Source organism: Microbacterium sp. Clip185 (assembly GCF_028743715.1).
GTDB lineage: Bacteria > Actinomycetota > Actinomycetes > Actinomycetales > Microbacteriaceae > Microbacterium.
In genome coordinates, this window is the sequence record NZ_CP117996.1 from 2341178 (window position 1) to 2363596 (window position 22419).

At 69.0% G+C, this 22419-nt stretch carries 21 protein-coding genes and 1 tRNA gene; 11 read left to right on the forward strand and 11 right to left on the reverse strand.

Going from position 1 to position 22419, the window contains the following annotated elements; genetic code table 11:
- Nucleotides 1-7: 7 nt before the first annotated feature.
- The 4 genes from PQV94_RS11420 to PQV94_RS11435 form a co-directional block, all read right to left on the reverse strand.
- Nucleotides 8-1126, reverse strand: coding sequence for an FUSC family protein (locus PQV94_RS11420; protein WP_274285942.1), 1119 nt, complete (start codon nt 1124-1126; stop codon nt 8-10).
- A complete protein-coding gene (ygfZ, locus tag PQV94_RS11425; RefSeq protein WP_274285943.1) occupies nt 1123-2211 on the reverse strand; it encodes a CAF17-like 4Fe-4S cluster assembly/insertion protein YgfZ in 1089 nt (362 codons plus the stop codon). The genes PQV94_RS11420 and ygfZ overlap by 4 nt, the downstream gene beginning before the upstream one ends.
- Entirely contained in the window at nt 2211-2810 is a 600-nt protein-coding gene (locus PQV94_RS11430) for an FABP family protein (protein ID WP_274285944.1), read from the reverse strand. The genes ygfZ and PQV94_RS11430 overlap by 1 nt, the downstream gene beginning before the upstream one ends.
- A gap of 161 nt (nt 2811-2971) precedes the next feature.
- Complete coding sequence (locus tag PQV94_RS11435; RefSeq protein ID WP_274285945.1) at nt 2972-3268, reverse strand: hypothetical protein; 297 nt, start codon at nt 3266-3268, stop codon at nt 2972-2974.
- A 117-nt stretch (nt 3269-3385) separates the two neighbouring features.
- On the opposite strand from PQV94_RS11435, the gene PQV94_RS11440 reads away from it, so the two are divergent.
- Genes PQV94_RS11440 through PQV94_RS11455 form a run of 4 tightly spaced genes read left to right on the forward strand, consistent with a single transcriptional unit; the run spans nt 3386 to nt 7742 of the window.
- Nucleotides 3386-4081, forward strand: coding sequence for a response regulator transcription factor (locus tag PQV94_RS11440; RefSeq protein ID WP_274285946.1), 696 nt, complete (start codon nt 3386-3388; stop codon nt 4079-4081).
- 50 nt (nt 4082-4131) lie between these two features.
- Nucleotides 4132-6297, forward strand: a complete 2166-nt coding sequence (locus tag PQV94_RS11445) for an RNA degradosome polyphosphate kinase (protein ID WP_274285947.1) — start codon at nt 4132-4134, stop codon at nt 6295-6297.
- Nucleotides 6294-7232: an NUDIX hydrolase gene (locus tag PQV94_RS11450; protein WP_274285948.1), complete on the forward strand. Its 939-nt coding sequence runs from the start codon at nt 6294-6296 to the stop codon at nt 7230-7232. Before PQV94_RS11445 ends, PQV94_RS11450 begins: the two co-directional genes overlap by 4 nt.
- 3 nt (nt 7233-7235) lie before the next feature.
- Nucleotides 7236-7742 carry a hypothetical protein gene (locus tag PQV94_RS11455; RefSeq protein ID WP_274285949.1) on the forward strand — a complete coding sequence of 169 codons (507 nt, stop codon included), beginning with the start codon at nt 7236-7238 and terminating at the stop codon, nt 7740-7742.
- Here the strand turns inward: PQV94_RS11455 and PQV94_RS11460 are convergent.
- Both PQV94_RS11460 and PQV94_RS11465 read right to left on the reverse strand, forming a co-directional pair.
- A complete protein-coding gene (locus tag PQV94_RS11460) occupies nt 7693-8970 on the reverse strand; it encodes a M1 family metallopeptidase (protein WP_274285950.1) in 1278 nt (425 codons plus the stop codon). The two genes, PQV94_RS11455 and PQV94_RS11460, sit on opposite strands and share 50 nt — an antisense overlap.
- Nucleotides 8967-12899 carry a Pls/PosA family non-ribosomal peptide synthetase gene (locus PQV94_RS11465; RefSeq protein WP_274285951.1) on the reverse strand — a complete coding sequence of 1311 codons (3933 nt, stop codon included), beginning with the start codon at nt 12897-12899 and terminating at the stop codon, nt 8967-8969. Before PQV94_RS11465 ends, PQV94_RS11460 begins: the two co-directional genes overlap by 4 nt.
- A gap of 181 nt (nt 12900-13080) precedes the next feature.
- Here PQV94_RS11465 and pstS point away from each other — a divergent pair, with 181 nt between their 5' ends.
- From pstS to pstB, 4 genes are all read left to right on the forward strand, one after another.
- A complete protein-coding gene (gene pstS, locus PQV94_RS11470) occupies nt 13081-14193 on the forward strand; it encodes a phosphate ABC transporter substrate-binding protein PstS (protein ID WP_274285952.1) in 1113 nt (370 codons plus the stop codon).
- A gap of 76 nt (nt 14194-14269) precedes the next feature.
- Nucleotides 14270-15217, forward strand: a complete 948-nt coding sequence (gene pstC, locus PQV94_RS11475) for a phosphate ABC transporter permease subunit PstC (protein ID WP_274285953.1) — start codon at nt 14270-14272, stop codon at nt 15215-15217.
- Between the two features lies 1 nt (nt 15218).
- Nucleotides 15219-16310, forward strand: coding sequence for a phosphate ABC transporter permease PstA (gene pstA, locus PQV94_RS11480; RefSeq protein WP_274285954.1), 1092 nt, complete (start codon nt 15219-15221; stop codon nt 16308-16310).
- Between the two features lie 24 nt (nt 16311-16334).
- Complete coding sequence (gene pstB, locus PQV94_RS11485) at nt 16335-17114, forward strand: phosphate ABC transporter ATP-binding protein PstB (RefSeq protein WP_137417695.1); 780 nt, start codon at nt 16335-16337, stop codon at nt 17112-17114.
- Between the two features lie 204 nt (nt 17115-17318).
- Here the strand turns inward: pstB and PQV94_RS11490 are convergent, their stop codons facing one another.
- On the reverse strand, nt 17319-18203 hold the full coding sequence (locus PQV94_RS11490) for an aminodeoxychorismate lyase (RefSeq protein ID WP_274285955.1): 885 nt from the start codon (nt 18201-18203) through the stop codon (nt 17319-17321).
- 198 nt (nt 18204-18401) lie between these two features.
- Between PQV94_RS11490 and PQV94_RS11495 the strand changes: the two genes are divergently transcribed.
- Together PQV94_RS11495 and PQV94_RS11500 are read left to right on the forward strand one after the other, a co-directional pair.
- Complete coding sequence (locus PQV94_RS11495) at nt 18402-18806, forward strand: hypothetical protein (protein ID WP_274285956.1); 405 nt, start codon at nt 18402-18404, stop codon at nt 18804-18806.
- Nucleotides 18807-18847: 41 nt separating this feature from the next.
- A complete protein-coding gene (locus PQV94_RS11500) occupies nt 18848-19372 on the forward strand; it encodes a hypothetical protein (RefSeq protein WP_274285957.1) in 525 nt (174 codons plus the stop codon).
- A gap of 110 nt (nt 19373-19482) precedes the next feature.
- Here the strand turns inward: PQV94_RS11500 and PQV94_RS11505 are convergent, their stop codons facing one another.
- A complete protein-coding gene (locus PQV94_RS11505; RefSeq protein ID WP_274285958.1) occupies nt 19483-20121 on the reverse strand; it encodes a DNA-directed RNA polymerase subunit beta in 639 nt (212 codons plus the stop codon).
- Between the two features lie 89 nt (nt 20122-20210).
- Between PQV94_RS11505 and PQV94_RS11510 the strand changes: the two genes are divergently transcribed.
- A tRNA-Lys gene (locus PQV94_RS11510) sits at nt 20211-20283 on the forward strand.
- Nucleotides 20284-20570: 287 nt separating this feature from the next.
- On the opposite strand, the gene PQV94_RS11515 is transcribed toward PQV94_RS11510, so the two are convergent.
- From PQV94_RS11515 to PQV94_RS11525, 3 genes are all read right to left on the reverse strand, one after another.
- Complete coding sequence (locus PQV94_RS11515; protein WP_274285959.1) at nt 20571-21059, reverse strand: hypothetical protein; 489 nt, start codon at nt 21057-21059, stop codon at nt 20571-20573.
- Nucleotides 21060-21285: 226 nt separating this feature from the next.
- A complete protein-coding gene (locus PQV94_RS11520; protein WP_274285960.1) occupies nt 21286-21606 on the reverse strand; it encodes a hypothetical protein in 321 nt (106 codons plus the stop codon).
- A gap of 34 nt (nt 21607-21640) precedes the next feature.
- Nucleotides 21641-22360 carry a hypothetical protein gene (locus PQV94_RS11525; protein ID WP_274285961.1) on the reverse strand — a complete coding sequence of 240 codons (720 nt, stop codon included), beginning with the start codon at nt 22358-22360 and terminating at the stop codon, nt 21641-21643.
- Between the last annotated feature and the right edge of the window lie 59 nt (nt 22361-22419).

Below are 22419 nucleotides of genomic sequence, written 5' to 3' on the forward strand. Positions count from 1 at the left end.
CGGCGTCTCAGATGCGGGGCATGGCGGCTCGCGCCTCATCTTCGCCGAGGCCGGTCGCCACGAGCAGATCGACCGCGAACGGCCGCAAGGCGGAGATGACGCTGTGCTCGCCCGCCGAGGCGCCCGGCGCGAGCTGTGCCGGATCCAGGTGGCGCGCGATGGAGCGGGCTGCCTCGCGTGCGGGGATCTGCTGCGCGATGTCGTCGAGCGACTCCCCCACGAGGGCGAGGGCCCGCGCCAGCGAGCGCAGCAGGTCGGCGGGGATGGGGCGGGGCGCGCCGTCGTCGAGGAGATAGCCGGATCGACGGGCTACGACGCGGAGGTTGCGCACCGCGAGGTCGGTGGCCGTCATGACACGTCTGTATCGGTCGAGCTCGGCGCGGCGTCTGCGCAGGAACGGCGAGATGCGCGCGACCGCGACGGCAGAGTCGAGCGATTCCTGCCACGCGCGCACGAGCGGATCGAGCGCCCGGGCCTTCTCGAGAGCGCGCTCCGCCCGCGCGCGGTCTCCCTCCTCGAGCGCACGGATGAGGGTCGCGATCGCGTCATCGATCGCCCCGAAGAGCGCCCGCGCTTCGCGCAGCACCTCCGCGCGAGGGTTGCGGGGCACGAGGGCTGTCACCAGGAGCGCCGCGACGCCGCCGACCGCGCCGTCCGCCAGCCGGCTCCACGACGCCTCCGTCGGCGCCATCGGAAAGAGCAGGACGATGAGCCCCTGGATCGCGGCAGCGATGGCGAAGCCGGGCTGAGGGGAGAGCGCCCTGGCGACGAACACGACGACGGCGAGCGTGATGCCGAGCTGCCACCACCCAGGGCCCACCAGGCGCAGCAGGATCTCGGAGATGACGATGCCGAGCAGCATCCCGGCCACCGTCTCGGCCACGCGCCGCGGCCGGGCGTCGCGCACCAGGCCCAGACTCGACACCGCAACGGTTCCGGCGAGCACAGGAGCGGAGTGCCCGAGCACGAACAACGAGAAGACGTAGGCGCCCATCGCCGCCGCCGTCAGCTGGGCGATGGCGGGCAGGTCGGTGACGGCCCGGTGCAGGGCGGGCCTCGGATCGAAGCGCTCTCGCAGCCGCGTCGACACGCTCGTGGTGTCGACGCCGCCCGGGGGCACGGTCACCGCCGGCGCGAGAGTCGGGGCAAGCGCGGTACGCCAGCGCTGGCACCCGCATCCGGCGGTACGACGGTGGTGACGGATGCGGCGACCTCACCGTCTGCAGTGCGCACGACGACGTCGGTGTCGGTGTCGGCCGTGCGCTTGATGACAGCCAGCGCGATCGGGCCGTCCTCGAAGTGGCGGGCGGCAGAGGTGATGCGGCCGATCTCCGTGTCGCCGACGGTGACCGCATCGCCGCGTGCGGGCAGGGATTCGGCGCTGCCGTCGAGGTGCAGGCTGACCAGACGACGCGGCGGGTGGCCGAGGTTGTGCACCTTGGCGACCGTCTCCTGTCCGCGGTAGCAGCCCTTGTCGAGGTGCACGGCGGTGCGGAGCCAGTCGAGTTCATGCGGGATCGTGCGTTCGTCGACCTCGTCCGCGAAGCGAGGGCGCCACGCGGCGACGCGCAGCGCCTCGACGGCGAGCTCGCCGGCGAAACCGATGTCGCCGGATGCGGCCAGCTGCGCCAGTCGCGCTGCCTCGGCCGCGTCCACGAGCGCCTCATTCCAGCTGCGCTGGGTGCCCGGGTGCTCCTCGATCGGCCCGTACGCGGCGCCGCCGACGGCGACGGCGGGCCACGGGTCGCGCCAGACGAGCGGTGTCTCCCCGACGGTCACGGGACGGATGAGGGCGAGCCCGGCGTCGGTCGCGCCCACGACCGCAAGCTCGGTGGAGGCGTCGCGGACCTCGACCCGCAGCCGGAACCGCATGCGGTTAAGCCAGGTGGCGAGGGCCGGCGCGTCACCCGCATCCGCGATCAGCCATGTCGTCTCGCCGTCGTCCAGCACCGATGCCGCGTGCTCGACCCGCCCCTGCGGATCGAGCACCAGGAGCTCGGTCGACACCCCGGGCGCCAGCTGCGCGAGCGCCTGGGTGGTGATCGAGTCGAGCCAGCTCAGGCGGTCGACACCCGTGACCGCGACGACCGCACGACCCGCCCGCGGCGCGATGGCCGTGCCGCGCACCAGCGCACGCTGTTCGCGCATCGGATCGCCGACGTGCAGCAGCACATCGCCGTCGGTGATCGCGCCGGCGGGCGAGGCGATCATCAGTCCACCTTCGCGAGGCGCGCGGATGCGTGCGAACCGAGCTCGGATCCGAGGGCGGCGATGTCCCACGCCCAGAGCAGATGCCCGTCGACCAGGCCGTACAGCCGGGTGGCCGCCGCGTAGGCCTTCGTTCCGGGCGCGGCGATCACCGCATCGGTGGCGATGTCGATGCGCGGGCCGCGGATCTGACCGAGGTAGAGCTCACTCACGCCGTCGGCGTGCACGATGTTCGCGGCGATCTCGAAGCCGCCCTCGGCGGTGCGCAGGGCTTCGACGTCGTCAGCGGTGCGCGCCGGCGCATCCGTGACGGCCGGCAGCAGTCCGGGCCCGGGATCGCCGGGTCCCTGCGGTCGCACGACACGCCAGAAACCGACCTCGGAGACGAGAAGACGCCGTGACTCGCCCTCGCCGAGCCAGGCGGTCGCGGAGTAGTTGACGGCATCTCCGCCGTCGTGGCTGAAGCTCACCCGGTGCGTGAACTCACCCGAGAAGTGGTGGCCGTCGGCCTCGTAATCGATCACGCCTGTGCCCTCCCAGACTCCGAGGAGCCAGGAGAGGGGTGCGAGGTCGGCGGGCAGATCGGTGGGCAGCTCGATCATCGCCCGCTCCGTCAGCGCTGGCCGCGGTAGAGGTTCCAGACCACGGCGCCCGAGACGAACGCGATGGCGAGGGAGGCGAGCACGAGCAGGCCCACGAAGAACATTTCGAGCGCGACCAGGTCCATGCGCCCCATGGTAGCCCGTCCGCGAGGACGATGGGCTCAGCGCGTGCTGGCGATGAGCGAGGAGAGCGCGACGGCCACGCTGATCACTCCGAGCACGAGCAGGGCGCCGAGACTGCTGAGCGCCACGCGCTGGATGAAGCGCTGCACCCGCCCGTACGCGAGCTGGATGGCGAAGGCGAGGATGACGGATGCGGCGAGCGCCAGCGTCATCCATGTCGCGTGCCACGGCGACGGGACGAACAGCGCGACGGCGATGCCTGCGACGGCCGCGAACACCCAGACGGCCACGATGCCGCCGAAGGGCCGACGTGGCGCCAGTTCCGGTGTCGTCATACGATCATTCTCACGCATGGGAGCGCGCGCTGCACGCCGTTCGTCCCGGTGAGATCTGCGTGCCTCGCGGCTGCGCATAAGATGAGGCACGACGCGGACCCCGCCCGGAGGGTGACTTTGGCACAGCTTCTCGTTCTGAGTTCCGCCGGTGGCGCGCCCGCGCTCCCGGCGCTGGAGCTGTTGAGCCACCGTGTCCGCCAGATCCCCGCAGAGCCCGCACAGCTGGTCAACGCCCCCAACGCGGATGTCGTCTTCGTCGATGCCCGCCACGATCTGGTGGGCGCCAAGTCGCTGTGCAAGATCCTGACGACGACGGGACTCGACGCGCCGCTCGTGCTGATCGTCACCGAGGGCGGGCTGACCGCCGTGTCCACCGACTGGGGCGTCGACGACGTGATCCTGGTCGGAGCCGGGCCCGCCGAGGTCGATGCCCGCATCCGGCTCGCCGTCGGGCGTTTGTCGAAGGAGCAGGTCTCGACCCGCATCCAGACCTCCGGCATCACGATCGACGAGTCCTCCTACTCCGCCAAGGTGCACGGCAAGCCGCTGGATCTGACCTACAAGGAGTTCCAGCTGCTGCACTTCTTCGCGACGCATCCGTCGCGGGTGTTCACCCGCGAGCAGCTGCTCAGCGAGGTCTGGGGCTACGACTACTTCGGCGGCACGCGCACGGTCGACGTGCACGTACGGCGCCTGCGCGCCAAGCTCGGCGATCTCGAGCAGCTCATCGGCACGGTGCGCAACGTCGGCTACCGCTTCAACGTGTACGAAGAGGATCAGATCCCGGCTGCCGGGGAGCGCGCCGGATCCTGACCCCCCGCGGAGTTCACACTCGTGTCACCTCTGGCTGCAAGGATGTGGGAATGATCTCCGACGTGATGCTCGATGCGGGCCTGGGCGATGCCGACGACGACGACTTCGACGTCACCGACGGCGGTGACACAGAACTGCCCGAGGCGCGCTATCTCGATCGCGAACTGAGCTGGCTGGCATTCAACCAGCGCGTCCTGGAGCTCGCGGAGGACCCGACGGTCCCGACGCTGGAGCGCGCGAACTTCCTCGCCATCTTCGGCAGCAACCTCGACGAGTTCTTCATGGTGCGCGTCGCGGGGCTCAAGCGCCGCATCATCACGGGTCTGGCCGTGCCGACCAACATCGGCCGCGCAGCGCAAGACGTCCTCGCCGACATCTCGCGCGACGCCCACGCCCTCCAGCTGCGTCACGCCGAGGCATGGCAGCAGCTCGTGCGCCCCGCCCTCGCGGAGTCCGGCATCGCGGTGATCGGTTGGGACGACCTCGACGGCGACGACCGCACGCGCCTGTCGGACTACTTCCAGTCGCAGGTGTTCCCGGTGCTCATGCCTCTCGCGGTGGATCCTGCGCACCCCTTCCCCTACATCTCGGGCCTCTCGCTGAACCTCGCCATCCGCATCCGCAATGCGAAGACCGGCCGCCAGGAGTTCGCGCGCCTGAAGGTGCCGCCCATGCTGCCCCGGTTCGTCGAGGTCTCGCGCGACGGCGAGCGCGTGCGCTACCTCGCTCTCGAAGACCTCATCGCCAACCACCTCTCCGACCTGTTCCCGGGCATGGAGATCCTCGACCACCACGCCTTCCGCCTCACCCGCAACGAAGACATGGTCATCGAAGAGGACGAGACCGAGAACCTCATCCAAGCGCTCGAGGCGGAGCTCATGCGCCGACGCTTCGGGCCGCCGATCCGCCTCGAGATCACCGACGACATGGACGAGCTCACCCTCGATCTGCTGATCAAGGAGCTCGACATCACCGAGCAGGAGGTCTACCGCCTGCCCGGACCGCTGGATCTGCGAGGGCTCTTCGATCTGTCGCGCATCGACCGCCCCGATCTGCATTACCCGCCGCACGTCCCCACGACCGCGGTGGCGTTCCAGCCCGGTGACAACAACGAGCGCGCCGACATCTTCGCCGCCATCCGCAAGGGCGACGTTCTCGTGCACCACCCGTACGAGTCCTTCGCCACCAGCGTGCAGGCCTTCCTCGAGCAGGCGGCGAAAGACCCGCACGTGCTGGCGATCAAGCAGACGCTGTACCGCACCTCGGGCGACAGCCCCATCGTGCAGGCGCTGATCGACGCCGCCGAGGCCGGCAAGCAGGTGCTGGCGCTCGTCGAGGTCAAGGCGCGCTTCGACGAGGCGAACAACATCGTTTGGGCCCGCAAGCTCGAGAAGGCCGGCGTGCACGTCGTCTACGGTCTCGTCGGGCTGAAGACGCACTGCAAACTCGCCCTCGTCATCCGCGAGGAGAACGGCGTGCTGCGCAGCTACTGCCACGTCGGCACCGGCAACTACAACCCGAAGACCAGCCGGATCTACGAGGACTTCGGCCTGTTCACCGCGAGTGACGAGGTCGGCCGCGACCTCACCCGCCTGTTCAACGAGTTGAGCGGGTACGCGATCGAGAAGAAGTTCAAGCGTCTGCTCGTCGCTCCGCTGCACCTGCGCAAGGGTCTCGTCCGCCTCATCGAGCGCGAGCGCAAGCACGCCCTCGACGGCAAGAGCTCGGGCATCCGCATCAAGGTCAACTCGATGGTCGACGAACAGATCATCGACGCGCTCTATCGCGCCAGTCGCGCCGGGGTGCCCGTGGAGATCTGGGTGCGCGGCATCTGCAGCATCCGCCCCGGCGTCGAAGGACTGAGCGAGAACATCACGGTGCGCTCCATCCTCGGCCGCTATCTCGAGCACTCGCGGATCTTCGCGTTCGACAACGACGGCGACCCGGAGACCTACATCGGCTCGGCCGACATGATGCACCGCAACCTCGATCGTCGCGTCGAGGCGCTCGTGCGCATCACGGCGCCCGCGCAGATCGCCGAGCTGAGCGAGCTGTTCTCCCTCGCGATGAGCGAGAGAACGAGTTCCTGGTGGCTCGCGGGCGACGGCACCTGGACGCGGCATTCGACCGACGCAGAGGACAAGGCGCTCGTCGACCTGCAGGACAAGACGATGTTCCAGGTGCAGCGTCGTCGGCGCTCGAGGGCGGTGCGATGACGCACACCGCCGTCTATGCCGCGGGCGGAATCGTCTGGCGCCGGGTCGAGGACAAGCTGAAGATCCTCCTCATCCATCGCACCCGGTACCGCGACGTCACCCTTCCGAAGGGAAAGGTCGACCCGGGCGAGGCGCTGGTGGAGACGGCCGTGCGCGAGATCTTCGAGGAGACCGGCATCGCCGTCTCGCTCGGGCTCCCGGTCGGCGTCTCCCGCTACACGCTGCCCAGTCGGCGCGAGAAGATCGTGCACTACTGGTCGGCGGAGGCCACCGACGCCGCGATCCGCGCATCCGCGTTCGTGCCGAACAAGGAGATCGCGGCCATCGAGTGGGTGAGCCCGAAGAAGGCGCTCACCTACCTCAGCTACCCGGTCGACGTGGAGATCGTGGAGAACTTCCTCCGCTTCGTCGAGGACGGCGTGCTCGAGACGTTCCCGATCGTCGTGCTGCGCCACGCGAAGGCCACCCCGCGGGATGAGTGGTCGAACTCGGATGCGTCGCGCCCTCTCACCGCCCGCGGACGCAAGCAGGCCGAGGCGATCGTCGGACCGCTCACCTCGTTCGGCATCCGCCGAATCGTCTCATCGGATGCGGTTCGCTGCACCGAGACCGTGGCACCGCTGGCCGCCGCCCTCGGACGCTCCGTCAAGACGAGTGAGCTGATCAGCCAGGACGCGTGGGAGGAGGGCCGCTCCGACGCACGCACGGTCGTCGGCAAGCGGGTGCGCTCACGAAAGCCCGCCGTGGTGTGCAGCCACGGTCCCGTTCTGCCCGACATCCTGCACGAGCTGGCCCTCGCGACGGGCACGCTGCGGGGCTCTTATCTCGGCAGCGCCTCCGCGCTCGAGGTCGGAGGGTTCTCGGTGGTGCACCTGTCGCGCACGAACCCCGGTTCCGGAATCGCCGCGATCGAGACGCACCTGCCGAAGGTCTGACACGTGCCACGCACCGTCCGCGTGGTGTGGACGACACGAGAACACGCCGACCGTCGAGCGGAGGCCGCGCGTCTGGTGCGTGCCGCCACGGGGTGCACGCTCCGGCACGGGCCGTGCAGCAGGTGCGGCGGCGACCATGGACGCCCCCGCCTCGAGGAGGGCGGATCCGTCTCCCTCGCCTATGCCGGCGACCTCGTGGTGGCGGCACTCGCCGACGACGGCGACATCGGTGTCGACGTCGAGGAAGGATCCGCATCCGCATCGGCGCGAATCGAGCGGTTGGCTCCCGGCTCGACGCTGCGCGACTGGACGAGGTTCGAGGCGGCGACCAAGGCGGTCGGGGCGGATCTGCGTGACGGCGCCCATCTGCCGGCGGTCGTCGAAGGAGAAGACTGGCAGACGGACGTCGCCGGTCGCCTCGTGCACGGCTGGGATGTCGACGCCCCCACCGGGTACGTGATCAGCGTGGCGCGAGCCGCGGCAGCGGCGCCCGATCGATCCACGAGCTGAGCAGCGACGCGGACTCGTCGTCCAGCAGGCGACGGAAGTCGTCGGTGACCACCAGAGCATGCCGGTGGGCCGCGGTCCAGGAGCGCAGCAGCTCGAAGAACGCCTCATCACCCAGGTGCAGCCGCAGGGCATGCAGAGCGAGAGCGCCGCGCTTGTAGACCCGATCGTCGAAGAGCCGGGCCGCGCCGGGGTCGGCGATCACCAGATCCTGTGGCTCGGCAGTCAACTGCCGCAGGTGAGCGCGGGCGCACCCGTCCGCGTCCGGTCCGCCCGATGCCTCAGACCACAGCCACTCGGCGTAGCAGGCGAAGCCTTCGTTGAGCCAGATGTCCTGCCATCGGGCGATACCGACGCTGTTTCCGAACCACTGGTGAGCGAGCTCGTGCGCCACGAGTCGCTCGCTCGCCGCATCCAGATGGTTCGCGCCGAACACCGCCATTCCCTGCGACTCGAGCGGGATCTCAAGATCGTCAGCGGTCACCACGACGCGGTACCCGCTCTGCGGGTATGGGCCGAACCGCTCGCCGAACGCCGCGATCATCCGCGGGAGATCGGCGAATGCGGCAGCGGCCGGAGCCGTCAGGGCGGCGGGCGCCCAGAGCTCCACCGGTACGGGAGCGTCGATCTCGGTGCGCCCGTAACGGCCGACGTGCACCGCCGCCAGATACGTCGCGGTGGGCACATCGCAGACGTACTCCACGACCCGACGGCGTCCCTGCGTCTGATCGAGGATGCGGGTGCCCACCGCGACGGCCGTGTACTCCCGATCGGTGGCGATCCTCATCCGCATCCGGGCACGATTGTCGGGGCGGTCGTTGCAGGGGAACCAGGTCGCAGCCCCCGTCGGCTGGTTCGCCACGAGCGCCCCGTCGGTCAGCTCCTCCCAGCCGATGGCGCCCCACGGCGAGCGTCTCGGCGCGGGCGATCCCTCGTAACGCACCTCGATCGTGAACGTCTCCCCTGCCGCGACGTCGCGACCGAACCCGATCTGCAGGTGCTGCGCGCTCTGGCGCTGCACGGCCGGGCTCACGCCGTCGACGCGGACCCTGGTGGCCCGCATCCCGATGAGGTCCAGGCTCACGCCGCGCAGGTCGATCGATGCGGTCGCCTCGATCGTCGCGGTACCGCTCAGACGGTTGGTGCGCACACGGTAATCGAGGTCGAGGCGGTAGGAGGCGACGTCGTACGAGACATCACCACTGCGTGGAGCGTAGGCGTCGCCGCTCACGAGGTGGACTGGTAGGGACGCACCTTCACCGCGCGCCACGGGCCGATGGGGTTGCCGCTCCAGCGGGTGCCGACGGGCACCGTCTCGCCGCGCATCACGAGGGACGCGGGCCCGACAGTCGCATCGGCGCCGATGACGGCAGCAGGCAGGATCACGCTGTGCGGACCCAGCGTCGCGCCGGGGGCGAGCTCTACGGTGTCCATGCTCATGATTCGATCATGGAACAGGTGGGTCTGCACGACGCACCCTCGGTTGACCGTCGCTCCATCGCCGAGGGTGACCAGATCGGGTTCCGGGAGCCAGTACGAATCGCACCACACTCCCGTGCCGATGCGCGCCCCCATCGCCCGCAACCACACCGCCAGGGCGGGTGTGCCGACGGCCCCACGTGCGAACCACATCGCCGCGACCATCTCGGTGAACGTGTCGACGACCTCCGTGCGCCAGACGAAGCTCGACCACAGCGGCTGTTCACCAGCGCGGATGGGGCCGACGATCGTCCACTTGGCGACGACCGTGACCGCTGCCGCCACGGCGCCCGCCGCCAACAGAACGACCCCCGACAGCAGGAGCGCCCCCAGCCAGCCGAGCCAGCTCGTGAGTGCGGCGAGCGCGAACAGCACCGACAGCCCGATCGCGCAGGTCACGACCACGGGGACGAACCGGCAGAGCTCCCACAGCGCTCGCGCGAGGCGCAATCCCGGCGTCGGGCGGTAGGTGCGCGACTCATCGGCTTCGGTGACGGCGCGGCGTAGCCGCACGGCGGGTGAGCCCAGCCACGAGGATCCGGGCTTCGCCTTGCGCGGCGCTGAGGAGAGCACGGCCACCAGCCCGTCGCGCGGCACGCGGTGGCCCGGCGCCGCCATCCCGGAGTTGCCGAGGAAGGCGCGCTTGCCGATGCGGACCGCGCCCAACCGCATCCACCCGGCGTGCAGTTCGTAGGAGGCCACCATCGTGTCGTCGGCCAGGAACGCGCCGTCCTCGATCCGGGTCAGCGACGGCAGCAGAAGCACCGTCGACGCCTCGACGTCGCGCCCGACGCGGGCGCCCAGCATCCGGAGCCAGACGGGTGTGAACAGGCTCGAGTACAGCGGGAAGAGGATGGTGCGCGATGCGTCCAGAAGGCGCTCGATCGTCCACGCCTGCCACGCCACCCGGCTGCGCACGGGGTACGTGCCCTCGACGAGTCCGATCGAGAGCAGGCGCACCGCGACCACGACGACGCCGGCGAGCACGAGACCGCACACGAGCACAGCGGGCACGAGCCAGACCATTGCCGCACCGAAGGCGGCGGACAACGACGAGGCGCCCCGCACACCGACGGCCAGGACGACCGCACCGCAGAGGATGGCGAACACCGGGAGCACGGCGAGTGCCAGTGCCGATGCGCCGTACGCCCACATCCAGCGGTGCGGAGTCGGCGGCCGCTCTGCGGGCCAGTCTTCCGCGACCGCACCGACACGGACCGCGGGAGAGCCCGCCCAGGTCTGCGCCGCACGAACCCGCCCGAACACGGCAGAGCCGGGAGCGATCTCGGCGCGCTGGCCGATGCGCGTGCCGGGGGCGAGGGTACTGCGTGCGCCGACGGTGGCCGCGGCGCCGATGCGGATGGCACCGACGCGCAACAGGTCGCCGTCGATCCAGTAGCCGCGCAGGTCCACCTCCGGCTCGATCGACGCTCCGTCGCCCACCTCCAGCATCCCGGTGACGGGAGGCAGCGTGTGCAGATCGACGTCACGACCGATCCGGGCCCCCAGCGCCCGCGCGTAGTAGGTGATCCAGGGCGCACCGGCGAGGCCGACCGCATCCACTTGCTCCGCGATCTGCTCCGCCAGCCACACGCGCAGATGCACCGCTCCCCCTCGCGGATAGTCTCCCGGGCGCAGACCCGCGAGCAGGATGCGGGCGGATGCGGCGGCGAGCGCCATTCGCCCGAACGGCGTCGCGAACAGAAGCCACCCGACGACGAGCAGCCAGGCCGGCGCCGTCGGAAGGGCACCGAAGCCGGGGAAGAGGCTGAGGACCGTGCCTGCGGTGAGGATGTAGAGCAGCCACCGCACGCCGGAGAGGATGAACAACGGCGCTCCCGCCAGCGTCTGCAGCCACTGCGTCGCCCGCGGCGTCGGCTCGGGACGCCGGTAGTCGCCGCTCACCGCGTCGGGGAGGAAGGGTCCGAGGGCCTTGGCCATGGTCGACAGGCGCGGCATGTCGTAGATATCGGCAACGGCGAACTCCGGCACGCGCGCACGGATGCGGGAGACCAGCTGGGCCGCGGCCAGCGAACCACCCCCGAGGTCGAAGAAGTCCGCCTTCGGCCCCGGCACCGGAACACCCAGCACTGCCTGCCATTGCTCGGCCAGCCAAGCCTCCGCGGGATCGAGCCCCGACGGCGGCGTCTCGACGCCCGGCAGGGGCCACGGCAACCCGGCCCGGTCGACCTTGCCCGATGTGCGCACGGGTAACTCGTCGACGACGGCGAGAAGCGGCACGATCGCCGCCGGAAGGCTCTCCGCCAGCCGCGCCCTCGCCTCGGCGCGGTCGAGCTCGACCCCCGGCTCCAGAACGAGGTAGCCCACCAGGACCGAGACAGCCGCCTCGCTCTGCCGCACCGCGGCGGCCGCGGCATGCACGCCGGGAAGCTCCTGCAGCGCGGACTCGACCTCGCCCAGCTCGATCCGCCGTCCGCCGACCTTCACCTGGTCGTCGGCACGCCCCTGGAAGACGAGGCCCGCACTCTCGAAGCGGACCAGGTCACCGGAGCGGTACGCACGCTCCCACCCCAGCGAGGGCATCGGCGCGTACTTCTCCGCATCCTTCAGCGGATCGAGATAGCGGGCCAGGCCGACACCACCGATGATGAGCTCCCCGACCTCGCCCTCGGCCACGCGGGCGCCGTCAGCATCCACCACCGCGAGCACCCACCCGTCCAGAGGCAGGCCGATCCGCACGGGGGCCGATCCGTCCATGAGAGAGCCGCACGCCACCACGGTCGCCTCGGTCGGGCCATACGTGTTCCACACCTCGCGGCCCTCGGACTGCAGGCGCGCGGCGAGTTCGGGCGGGCACGCCTCGCCGCCGAAGATGAGCAGCCGGACGTTCTCGATCGCCTCCGCGGGCCACATCCCCGCGAGTGTCGGCACCGTCGAAACCACGGTGATGCCCTGACGGATCAACCACGGCGCGAGATCCTCCCCCGAGCGCACGAGCGAGCGAGGCGCCGGCACGAGGCAGGCGCCGTGCCGCCACGCCAGCCACATCTCTTCACAGGATGCGTCGAAGGCGACCGAGAGGCCCGCCAGCACCCGATCGCCCGGTCCGAGGGGTGCATCCTGGAGGAACATGCGCGCCTCGGCATCCACGAACGCCGCGGCTGACCGGTGGCTCACCGCCACCCCCTTCGGCACACCTGTCGAGCCGGAGGTGAAGATGATCCAGGCATCATCCTCGACCGTCACCTCAGGAACCGCGTCGAAGGCGCGCGTCGACGGATGCGGGGCATCCCCGCCGTGGAGTTCGGTCGCCGGCGCCGACCCGCCCGCAGGCACGTACACACCTCCGGCACCGATCACACCGGCGACCCGCGCCTCCCCGAAAACGAGCCGCGCTCGTTCGTCGGGATCGTCCGCGTCGACCGGCACGTACGCTGCTCCCGCGACCAGCACCCCGAGGATCGCGACGTACAGATCCTTCGATCCCGAGGGCATGCGTACACCCACCCGGTCGCCGCGGCGGACGCCCGCGGCGAGCAGGCGGGCGGCGGTGCGGCTGACGTGCGCAAGAAGCTCCGCGTAGCTGAGGGCTCCCGAGCCGTCGTCGATCGCCGATGCCTCGGGGTGGCGCCGTGCACTTTCGCGCAGGATGTCCACCAGGGTGCGGGGCGACGGCGCCGCGGCGGACCGGTCCAGGACGACCTGAGATTCGGAGAGCATGCGCCGAAAGTAGGGACCGCGGGTGAACGGATGGTGTCGCCGCGCGCTCGTGAGAGCGCATCCGCCTCGCTCCGTTCACCTTCCGTTCACCCGCACAGCGGACGCTGGTAAACGCACCTGCTTAGCGTCTTCGGCGAGCCCTGCACCGGGCCCGTAACCCTGACACGTGAAGGATTTCACAGTGAAGATCACCCGTATCGCCCAGGTGGGCGCCATCGCCGCGATCGCGGCACTCGCGCTCGCCGGCTGTGCCGCGAACGAGGCACCCGCCGGCACCGAGAGCTCCGCCGGCGCCGAGTCGACGCTGCCCACCGGTCTCTCCGGCACCCTGAACGGTTCCGGCGCCACGTCGCAGCAGGTCGCCATCCAGTCCTGGACGCAGCTGCTGCAGACGGCCAACGCCGACCTCACCGTCAACTACGACCCGCAGGGTTCGGGCACCGGCCGCGAGTCGTTCCAGTCGGGCGCCGTGCAGTTCGCCGGCTCCGACCGCGCGTTCAAGAAGGACGAGATCACCGCCGGGCCGTTCAGCGCCTGCGCCCCCGACTCGGGCCTCGTCGAGATCCCGGCCTACGTGTCGCCGATCGCGATCATCTTCAACGTCGAGGGCGTCAAGGAGCTCAACCTCGACCCCGCCACGATCGCGGGCATCTTCGCCGGCACGATCACCAACTGGAACGACCCGGCCATCGCCGCGACCAACAAGGACGCGAAGCTGCCCGACCTGGCGATCACGCCCGTGCATCGCTCGGACAAGTCGGGCACGACCGGCAACTTCACCGACTACCTCTCCAAGACCGACGCCGCAGGCTGGACGTACGGCTCCGTCGAGGAGTGGCCGATCGCCGGCGGTGAGGCTGCCCAGGGCACCTCGGGCGTCGTCAACGCGGTCAAGGGCGGCAACGGCACGATCGGCTACGCCGACTCGTCGCAGGCCGCGGACATCTCGTCGGTCGCCGTCAAGGTGGGCGACGACTTCGTCAAGCACTCCGCTGAGGGTGCCGCGACGGCCGTCGACGCATCTCCGTTCGAGGACGGCCGCGGCGACAACGACCTCGCCATCACGATCGACCGCACCACGACCGAGGCCGGCGCCTACCCCGTCGTTCTCATCAGCTACCTGATCGGTTGCGAGAAGTACACCGACGCCGCTGCGGCGAAGCTCGTCCAGGGCTTCTTCACGACGGCGATCAGCGAAGAGGGCCAGGAGGCCGCTGCCAAGAACGCCGGCAGCGCCCCCATCTCCGACACGCTGCGCGAGCGCGCTCAGAAGGCCATCGACGCCATCTCCTGACACGCACAGAGCGGCCCCGGGTTCTCCCGGGGCCGCTCTGGCCCGTCCTGACCCGAACACGACGAGAAAGCGATAGATGACAGCCACCGCCGCGGGACCCACCCGCCCCGCTGCCAAACGGCGACCCGGAGACATCTGGTTCTCCGGCTCCGCTCTGGCCGCCGGCAGCATGATCCTGGTGACGCTCGCCGCCGTGGCGATCTTCCTCATCATCCAGTCGATCCCCGCTCTCGGGGCGGACGCCTCCCAGGCTTCCCTCCTCTCCTCCAACTTCTGGGCCTACGTCGCGCCGCTGCTGTTCGGCACGGTCTGGGCCGCCTTCCTCGCCCTGCTGATGGCCGTTCCGCTGTCGCTGGGCGTCGCCCTCTTCATCACCCACTACGCACCGCGCCGCCTCGCGCAAGGTCTCGGCTACATCGTCGACCTGCTGGCCGCGGTCCCCTCCGTCGTGTTCGGCCTCTGGGGCATCCTCGTGCTCGCGCCCGCGGTGCAGCCGGTCTACTCATGGCTCAGCGACAACGCCGGGTGGTTCCCGCTCTTCTCCGGCGACGTGTCGGCTACGGGCCGCACGATCTTCACGGCCGGCATCGTGCTCGCCGTCATGGTGGTCCCGATCATCACGGCGATCTGCCGCGAGGTGTTCCTGCAGACGCCCAAGCTGCACGAGGAAGCCGCTCTCGCCCTCGGCGCGACCCGCTGGGAGATGATCCGGATGGCCGTGCTGCCCTTCGGTCGCTCCGGCATCGTGTCGGGCGCCATGCTCGGCCTCGGCCGCGCTCTCGGCGAGACCATGGCCGTCGCCATGGTGCTCTCGACCACGGGCGCCGTCACCTGGCAGCTGTTCACCTCTCAGAACCCCTCGACGATCGCCGCGAACATCGCGCTGACCTTCCCCGAGGCCTACGGCACGAACATCAACGTGCTGATCGCGACCGGCCTCATCCTCTTCATCGTGACCTTCGTGGTCAACGCCATCGCGCGCTGGATCGTCAGCCGCCGCAAGGAATTCTCGGGGGCGAACTGACATGACGATCACCGAATCCGCAGCTCCCGCGCGCACCGCATCCGGTGCTCAGCTGCGCGCCGGCCGCCTGGCGGGATGGTTCCCCTGGGTGCTGCTGGGCGCATCTCTCGGCGCGATGTTCGCCGTCTTCGCCATCCTCGGCACCGCGACCGGTGAAGGTGTGAATGTCGCGGGCTGGCTCGTCTCGTCCGCGCTGATCTACCTCGCGCTGATCACGGTCATCTCCACGATCGTCGAGGGCAGCCGCAAGGCCGTCGACCGCCTCGTCACCGGCGTCGTCACGAGCGCGTTCCTCATCGCGATGGTGCCGCTGGTCTCGGTCGCCTTCACCGTCATCGCCAACGGCGTGGCGCGCTTCGATGCGACGTTCTTCTCCTCATCGATGCGCAACGTCGTCGGCGAGGGCGGCGGCGTCGTGCACGCCGTCTGGGGAACGGTGCTGATCACGCTCGCCGCGGCGATCATCTCGATCCCGATCGGGCTGCTCACCTCGATCTACCTCGTCGAGTACGGTCGCGGCCGACTCGCCCAGGCCATCACCTTCCTCGTCGACGTCATGACCGGCATCCCCTCGATCGTCGCCGGCCTGTTCGCCTACGCCCTGTTCGCACTGTTCTTCGGGCCCGGCATCCGGATGGGCATCATGGGCGCCGTCGCGCTGGCTGTGCTGATGATCCCGGTCGTCGTGCGCTCGAGCGAGGAGATGCTGCGGCTCGTGCCGAACGAGCTGCGCGAGGCGTCGTACGCGCTGGGCGTGCCGAAGTGGCTCACGATCGTGAAGGTCGTGCTGCCGACCGCGATCGCGGGTATCACGACGGGTGTCATGCTCTCGATCTCGCGCGTCATCGGTGAGACCGCGCCGCTGCTGATCACGGCCGGCTTCACGGACTCGCTCAACTACAACCTCTTCGACGGCCGCATGCAGACGCTGCCGGTCTTCGTCTACACGCAGTACGCGAACCAGGGCATCCCACCCGAGGCGTACTGGGATCGGGCCTGGGCGGCCGCTCTCACCCTGATCCTCATCGTCATGCTCCTCAACCTCGTCGCCCGGATCGTCGCGAAGGTCTTCGCGCCGAAGACCGGCCGCTGACCTCCCGAGAGAAAGAACCCCTTCGTGTCAAAGAGCATCGAAGTCAACGACCTCAACGTCTACTACGGCGACTTCCTCGCCGTCGAGGGCGTCGGCCTCCACATCCAGCCGCGCAGCGTCACGGCCTTCATCGGTCCGTCCGGATGCGGCAAGTCCACCTTCCTTCGCACCCTCAACCGCATGCACGAGGTCATCCCCGGCGCGCGCGTCGAGGGAGAGGTGCTGCTGGACGGCGAGAACCTCTACGGCCAGGGCGTCGACCCCGTGCTGGTACGTCGCCAGATCGGCATGGTCTTCCAGCGCCCGAACCCGTTCCCGACGATGTCGATCCGCGAGAACGTGCTGGCCGGCGTCAAGCTGAACAACAAGCGCATCTCGAAGTCCGACGCGGATGCTCTCGTCGAGAAGTCGCTGCAGGGCGCCAACCTCTGGAACGAGGTCAAGGACCGTCTCGACAAGCCGGGCTCCGGCCTCTCCGGCGGTCAGCAGCAGCGTCTGTGCATCGCCCGCGCCATCGCCGTCTCCCCCGACGTGCTGTTGATGGACGAGCCGTGCTCGGCTCTCGACCCGATCTCGACGTACGCGATCGAGGAGCTGATCGACGAGCTCAAGAGCGAGTACACGATCGTGATCGTGACGCACAACATGCAGCAGGCCTCGCGCGTGAGCGACAAGACGGCGTTCTTCAACATCGCCGGCACCGGCAAGCCCGGAAAGCTCATAGAGTACGACGACACCTCGACGATCTTCACGACGCCGAGCGTGCAGGCCACGGAGGACTACGTCTCCGGCCGCTTCGGTTGATCCGCCGACACCCGTGAGGGGGGGTCGCGCTTCGGCGCGGCCGCCCCTTCCGCGTGTGGGGGTCTCCTGCCGGTGCCCGAGTTGCGTCGCATATGCGCAGATGCGCCACTTCTCCGCATCCGCCACAGTTGATCACTGGCGCGGGTGCGTGAAAGTGTGGCGCCTTGGCGCTGACAGGGCCGAGCAGCAGGCCCCGGATGCGGCTCAGTCCCGCGGCGAGAGCAGGTAGGCGTTGAGCTCAGCGGTGAAGGCCGCGTCGTATGGCAGCCGCGCCCCGTCGACCGCGGTGATGCCGGCGGCGAGGCGCACGCTGGAGACGAGCCAGGCCGCATCCGCTTCGCGCAGCGCGTCGACGCCAAGAGTGGCGTAGTCGACCTCGAAACCTCGCTCGGCAAGGTGCGCGAAGAGGCTGAGCTGCGTCGTGCCGTGCAGGATGCCGGCGCCTGGCGCGGGGGTCACAAAGCGATCGCCCTGGCGCAGCACGAGCGAGGATGTGGGGCCCTCGAGCAGCACGCCGTCGCTCGTGACGAAGACCGCGTCATCCGCATCGCGACGATGGGCCTCACGGATGGCGGCCATGTTGGTCGCGTAGGAGAGGGTCTTCGCGCCGAGCAGGAGCCAGGGCGCGCGTTCAGGCGCGCCGCTGTCGTAGCCGCGGTCGAGCAGGACGACACGGATGCCGTCACGGCGCGCACGGGTGTTGTCCGGCGCCTCGGCGACCGTCACCCACGCGGTCGGCGTCGGGCCGTGCTCGACCCCGCGACTCAGGATCAGCTTGATGACGCACTCCCCCGCCGGGCACTCGGATGCGGCCGCCGCCACCGCCTGCTCCCACTGCACGACGTTCGGCACGGGAAGATCGCATAGCCGCGCCGAGTGCGCGAGTCGCTCGAGATGGGCGGACACTTCCTGCGCGTGACCGTCGACGACCCCGATCGACTCGAAGATGCCGTCTCCGCGCTGCGTGCTCAGCTCACCGACGCTGAGCGCCGGTGCGGACGGGTCGATCGGCGTGAACGTGCCGGAGAAGTCGGTGCGCGCGTCATCGGATGCGGCGGGTGCGAGCAGGAGTGCGTATCGCCAGGCCATTCCCCGAGCCTACGCGGGCGGAATACCTCGCGGCGAGGCTCCGTTACACTGGAACAGCCGGGCCGCAGTAACCCCGGGCTCCAACTTCTGCCGCTGCGAGCGGCCTTGCGCCGAGAGGCGTTTCTGCGGCCTGGCACTTACTTTTTCCGGCGCAGCCGTGCCCGTTCAGCGAGCCGACGGGTTCGCTAGCCTGATCCCGTGCTGACGATCAAGGTCGACCGCGACTCCGTCGCGATGGGAGACGATGTCGAAAGCCACGCCGAGACCTGGGAAATGCCAGACGATGCGACACTCGGCGAAGTGATCCTCCGCGCTGTCGAGAAGTTCTACCTCGCGTCGGTCGCGGGCCGCGTCGCCTGGACCTTGGAAGACAGCACGGGGCGACTCTTCGCGGTGATAGAGATCGACGGGGCGCCGTGGCCGCCCCGAGCGACCGTGCAGTCGCTCTGGTGGGCGGGGCTACCGCGACGGATCAGCGACGACGGCAGAATGAACGACGCCGGGGAATACGCGTTCTTCTTCCGTTACCACTCCGGCGGTCGCAGTCTTGCCTGGGACGAGTTCCGTGCGTGGGTCGTGCCGCACCGCAGCGAGCGTCCATGAAACGCCGATCTCTGCGGGGACGACGTAGCGCCGCTATCGCGATGATCGCCGCAACTGGATCGCTGCTGCTCACAGCCTGTGGGACGATCTCGACGCCATACGGAGCGTCCGAGCGGGGTGCCTCGCAAGGCGTTGCTGCGCAGGTGGACTTCATGGCTCAAGGCCTGTTGGAGACGGTGCTCTCGGCAGAGCACGGTGTCGTCACAAGGGGTGACCTTCTTCCGCTCGCTGCGCACGTGTTGCTGACACCGGAGGAGCAACTCACGGCCGAGGACGAGCGGCGCGCGTCGACGATCTATAGCTTCTCCACCAGCCTGGATGCGACGTCCGTCGACATCTTCGTTCCCGCGAACTCGCAGGTGAATGCTGGCTTGTACAGCGAATCGACGACCCAGTTCGGCTGCGGCAGGATTCGGGTTGACGCCGTTGCCGCGCTCGCGAGGATCCACGACGTCCCTTGTCCCGAGTGGATCGTGCAGCTCAACCTTCCCGACGCGCGCCAAGTCTCGCTGGCTGACGTGACGGAAGAGCACATCGGGGCGACGGAGTGGAACGCGCGGGACTGAGCGTCTCCGCCCTTCCGTCCGCCCTCCGCGAGACTGCATCCCCGCCACGAGATCACGGGTAATCACCGTGATCTCGTGCGCGAAATGCAGTCTCGCGGTGAAAGACGGGCTCAGGTGAGGTTGTCGCGGCGCCAGAGCGAGGCGGATGCGGTGAGATCCTCCGCGTAGGTGGTGAGGCGCAGAGCGCGCGTGGTGAACGATGACGCCCGTTCCGGCTCGCTCACCTCGTGGTCGTCGGCGAGCTGCACGGCACCGGCGGCCGTCACACGGCAGAACGCTGCGGCGCGCTCGAGCGCGACGGCGAAATCACCCTCGAAGAGCCCGCGCAGGATCATGTCGATCAGCGCCACAAGTTCCTCGGGCCCTGCCGGCGCCGGCGCGCCCGCGACGAGATCGTCTATCGAGGAGAGCGCGGATCGGCCACGTTCGTACAGGAGCGCCGCGGTGCGCGGGTCATCGTGGATCATCGCCTGCAGCAGGTAGAGACGCCAGAGCGCGCCCGGTAGGGAGCGGGCAGGCGCGCGCGACCACAGCTCCGCGATGTCGTCGATACCGTGCTCGGTCGCGAAGGAGACGAGGCGGTCGACGACCTCCGCATCCGGGTCCGCCCGCACGCGTGCGAGCAGAGCCGCGGCGGTGGAGTGCGCGATGCGCGACACCTCGGCAGGGTCATCGCCCGAGAACAGCCGGTCGAACAGTTCGGCGGGACGCCGAATGGGCTTGTGGAAGGGCCGCTGCTCGTCAGTCATCCCCTCAAGGGTACTCGCGCTCCCAGCGCGATCGACGGGCAGCGGATGCGGCGAACGGAGGCCGTTCGAAACAGTAGGCTGGAGGTCACGGGCCTCTAGCTCAGTCGGTAGAGCATCGGACTTTTAATCCGCGGGTCGTGGGTTCGAGCCCCACGGGGCCCACCGTGTTGCGCTTACTCGAAACATCGTCCAAAGCGATTGATGCCGCGCTCGTACGGCGGTTCGGCTCACTCCCAGATCGCGGCCACGTCGCGCTCGACCTGCGCGAGCCGAGAGCCTGCGAACACCGCAGCATTTATGGCTGGGCGTAGCGCGTCGCGGAGAGCGCCCATCGTGGACATCCACTCGCGCTGAGCGGGGTCGTATGGGCCTGAGCCGCTCTAGTGCGTCCGTTGCGCGAGTGAGCTCCGCGACCAGTTCGGTGTGTCGATCCGCGCTGAATGAGATGCTCATTCGCCTGGGTCCTCGTTCGAGATGTCATCGGGGGCGCCGGGAACACAGAGCGACGAGCCATCGATCATGTACAAGCCAGGCTCCGTTGAGAACGACACCGCGTTGATGCCCGCTCCGCCGGCGAAAACGACGATCGTCGGTTCCGTCTGAAGTTGGACGTCCAACCCCTTCGACTTCCAGAAGTCCGCTACTTTCTGCGCGTCACCGAGATGGTCTGCCATTGGTTCGCGGGCCAACCCCCACGACGCGTTCACGCCTTCCCCAGACCCGCTGGAGCATGACCCGATCGGCGCACCCGTCTCATCCCAGCCCTCGGACGAGATGAGTGCTGCAGTGTCGTTGATCAACGTGACGAGCCTGTCGCGGGATTCCTGCGGAGTCATCGATTCCCCTTGCGCGCATGCCGTGACGACAGAAACTAGGCCGACGGTGACGATGCCTGCCACCAGCCGGAGGGCGCGCTTGCGCAGCATCGAAGCGATCATGGGAGATCCTCGCGAGTACTCATCCTCGGAATGAACCTCTCCGGTCGAGACACGAGATCTCCCTGTCCTGTGGTGGCGAGGGCAACGTCCGTCAGCGACTGCGTACCACGATCAAGGTAACCCGACCCGTCGACCGAATCACCGCTCAATGTGCTGGTCCCGTGGCGCAATCCGCTCTTTCGTCAGCGCACGAAGAAAGAACGAGAATGCCGGAGATTGAGGCGGATCAGCTCCAGTTCCATGCCCGTACCGCCTCGAGGTGTCCGTCGATAAACTGCTGCGCCAGCGAGAGGAGATCACTATCAGAAAGACCGAAGAGCGTCCCGACCTCTCCGCCATCTTCGCCGACGTTCTCGAAAAGAACACTGCCAGGATAGAACTCGAGATTCCATTCGTTCTCATCGGAGACTGAGATGCTCCGATGCTCGTTATCGCCGTCATCCTCTTTGATCGTGTCGAGTAGCTGTGAGGATCGAGCCAGCGAGACATCGTCGTCGCCGCCAGCGCCGTAACGGTCCGTGGACCAAACATGTCGTTGTGTTCTCACGTTGTTACCCCCTCAATTACTTCACGAGACGGCCCTAGTCCTGCGGCCGAAACGTGGGCTTTGCACTGCGGTCGCTGCGCATAGCCAGGAGCCCGAAGGCTCCGATAACGACCGCTGCAAAGATCGAGAAGCCAACGACGGGGGCCACTCCGGCGCTGCTTCCTGGCAGGGCTCCGCCGCCACCCGACGAGCGGTCGTAGGCGGACGCGATGTCCCGCTGAGCGTCGGCAACCGAACGAGGTGTGGCGGCGATCATCCGCGCCGGCTCGTTGAGTCCGAGAATAGTGCCTGTCTCCACGGCGAAGAACGCGCCGCCCGTCATTCGCAGCTCGACCAGATCAGCCGCAGGGTGCCTCGCAATGTCCGTAGTGAAGGACTCACGAGTGTCGAGCGAGGAGAACTGCCACTCATCGCCGGTCGGCTGCGCGGAAACGGTGCCGAGCAGCCCGCCGTTCTCGTCGTAGGCCGCGGCAATCCAATGGTCGATATCACCGACAGGGTCGCCGCTCCTGCCATCGATGTACGCCTGACTCATGAGGTGAACGGGGCGCGGGGCGCTGAAGTGAACTCCCTGCGCGCAGAGGCCTTCCAGCCATACGCTGCCAGCTGCTGAGCATGAGAACGCGGCCTCCACCTCCGGAGGCGGCACGGCGTCGTTCGCCGATGCACTGAACCTCGGCATCACGACCGCCATGGCAATCGCGACGCTTGCCGTCACTGTCCCAAAGATGCGCCGAGTCAGCCGTCGCGCCATGAGCCCTCCAAGCCTCGGGCTCATTCTGGCCCGCGGCACCGTCGCCGCTCAACAGTGCG

Coding starts and splice junctions, on each gene's coding strand:
- PQV94_RS11505 (WP_274285958.1), bottom strand. CDS start 20,121: ATGACTGACGAGCAGCGGCCCTTCCACAAGCCCATTCGGCGTCCCGCC.
- PQV94_RS11500 (WP_274285957.1), top strand. CDS start 18,848: ATGATCGCCGCAACTGGATCGCTGCTGCTCACAGCCTGTGGGACGATC.
- PQV94_RS11445 (WP_274285947.1), top strand. CDS start 4,132: ATGATCTCCGACGTGATGCTCGATGCGGGCCTGGGCGATGCCGACGAC.
- pstA (WP_274285954.1), top strand. CDS start 15,219: ATGACGATCACCGAATCCGCAGCTCCCGCGCGCACCGCATCCGGTGCT.
- PQV94_RS11525 (WP_274285961.1), bottom strand. CDS start 22,360: ATGGCGCGACGGCTGACTCGGCGCATCTTTGGGACAGTGACGGCAAGC.
- PQV94_RS11465 (WP_274285951.1), bottom strand. CDS start 12,899: ATGCTCTCCGAATCTCAGGTCGTCCTGGACCGGTCCGCCGCGGCGCCG.
- PQV94_RS11430 (WP_274285944.1), bottom strand. CDS start 2,810: ATGATCGAGCTGCCCACCGATCTGCCCGCCGACCTCGCACCCCTCTCC.
- PQV94_RS11435 (WP_274285945.1), bottom strand. CDS start 3,268: ATGACGACACCGGAACTGGCGCCACGTCGGCCCTTCGGCGGCATCGTG.
- pstC (WP_274285953.1), top strand. CDS start 14,270: ATGACAGCCACCGCCGCGGGACCCACCCGCCCCGCTGCCAAACGGCGA.
- PQV94_RS11515 (WP_274285959.1), bottom strand. CDS start 21,059: ATGATCGCTTCGATGCTGCGCAAGCGCGCCCTCCGGCTGGTGGCAGGC.
- PQV94_RS11450 (WP_274285948.1), top strand. CDS start 6,294: ATGACGCACACCGCCGTCTATGCCGCGGGCGGAATCGTCTGGCGCCGG.
- PQV94_RS11490 (WP_274285955.1), bottom strand. CDS start 18,203: ATGGCCTGGCGATACGCACTCCTGCTCGCACCCGCCGCATCCGATGAC.
- ygfZ (WP_274285943.1), bottom strand. CDS start 2,211: ATGATCGCCTCGCCCGCCGGCGCGATCACCGACGGCGATGTGCTGCTG.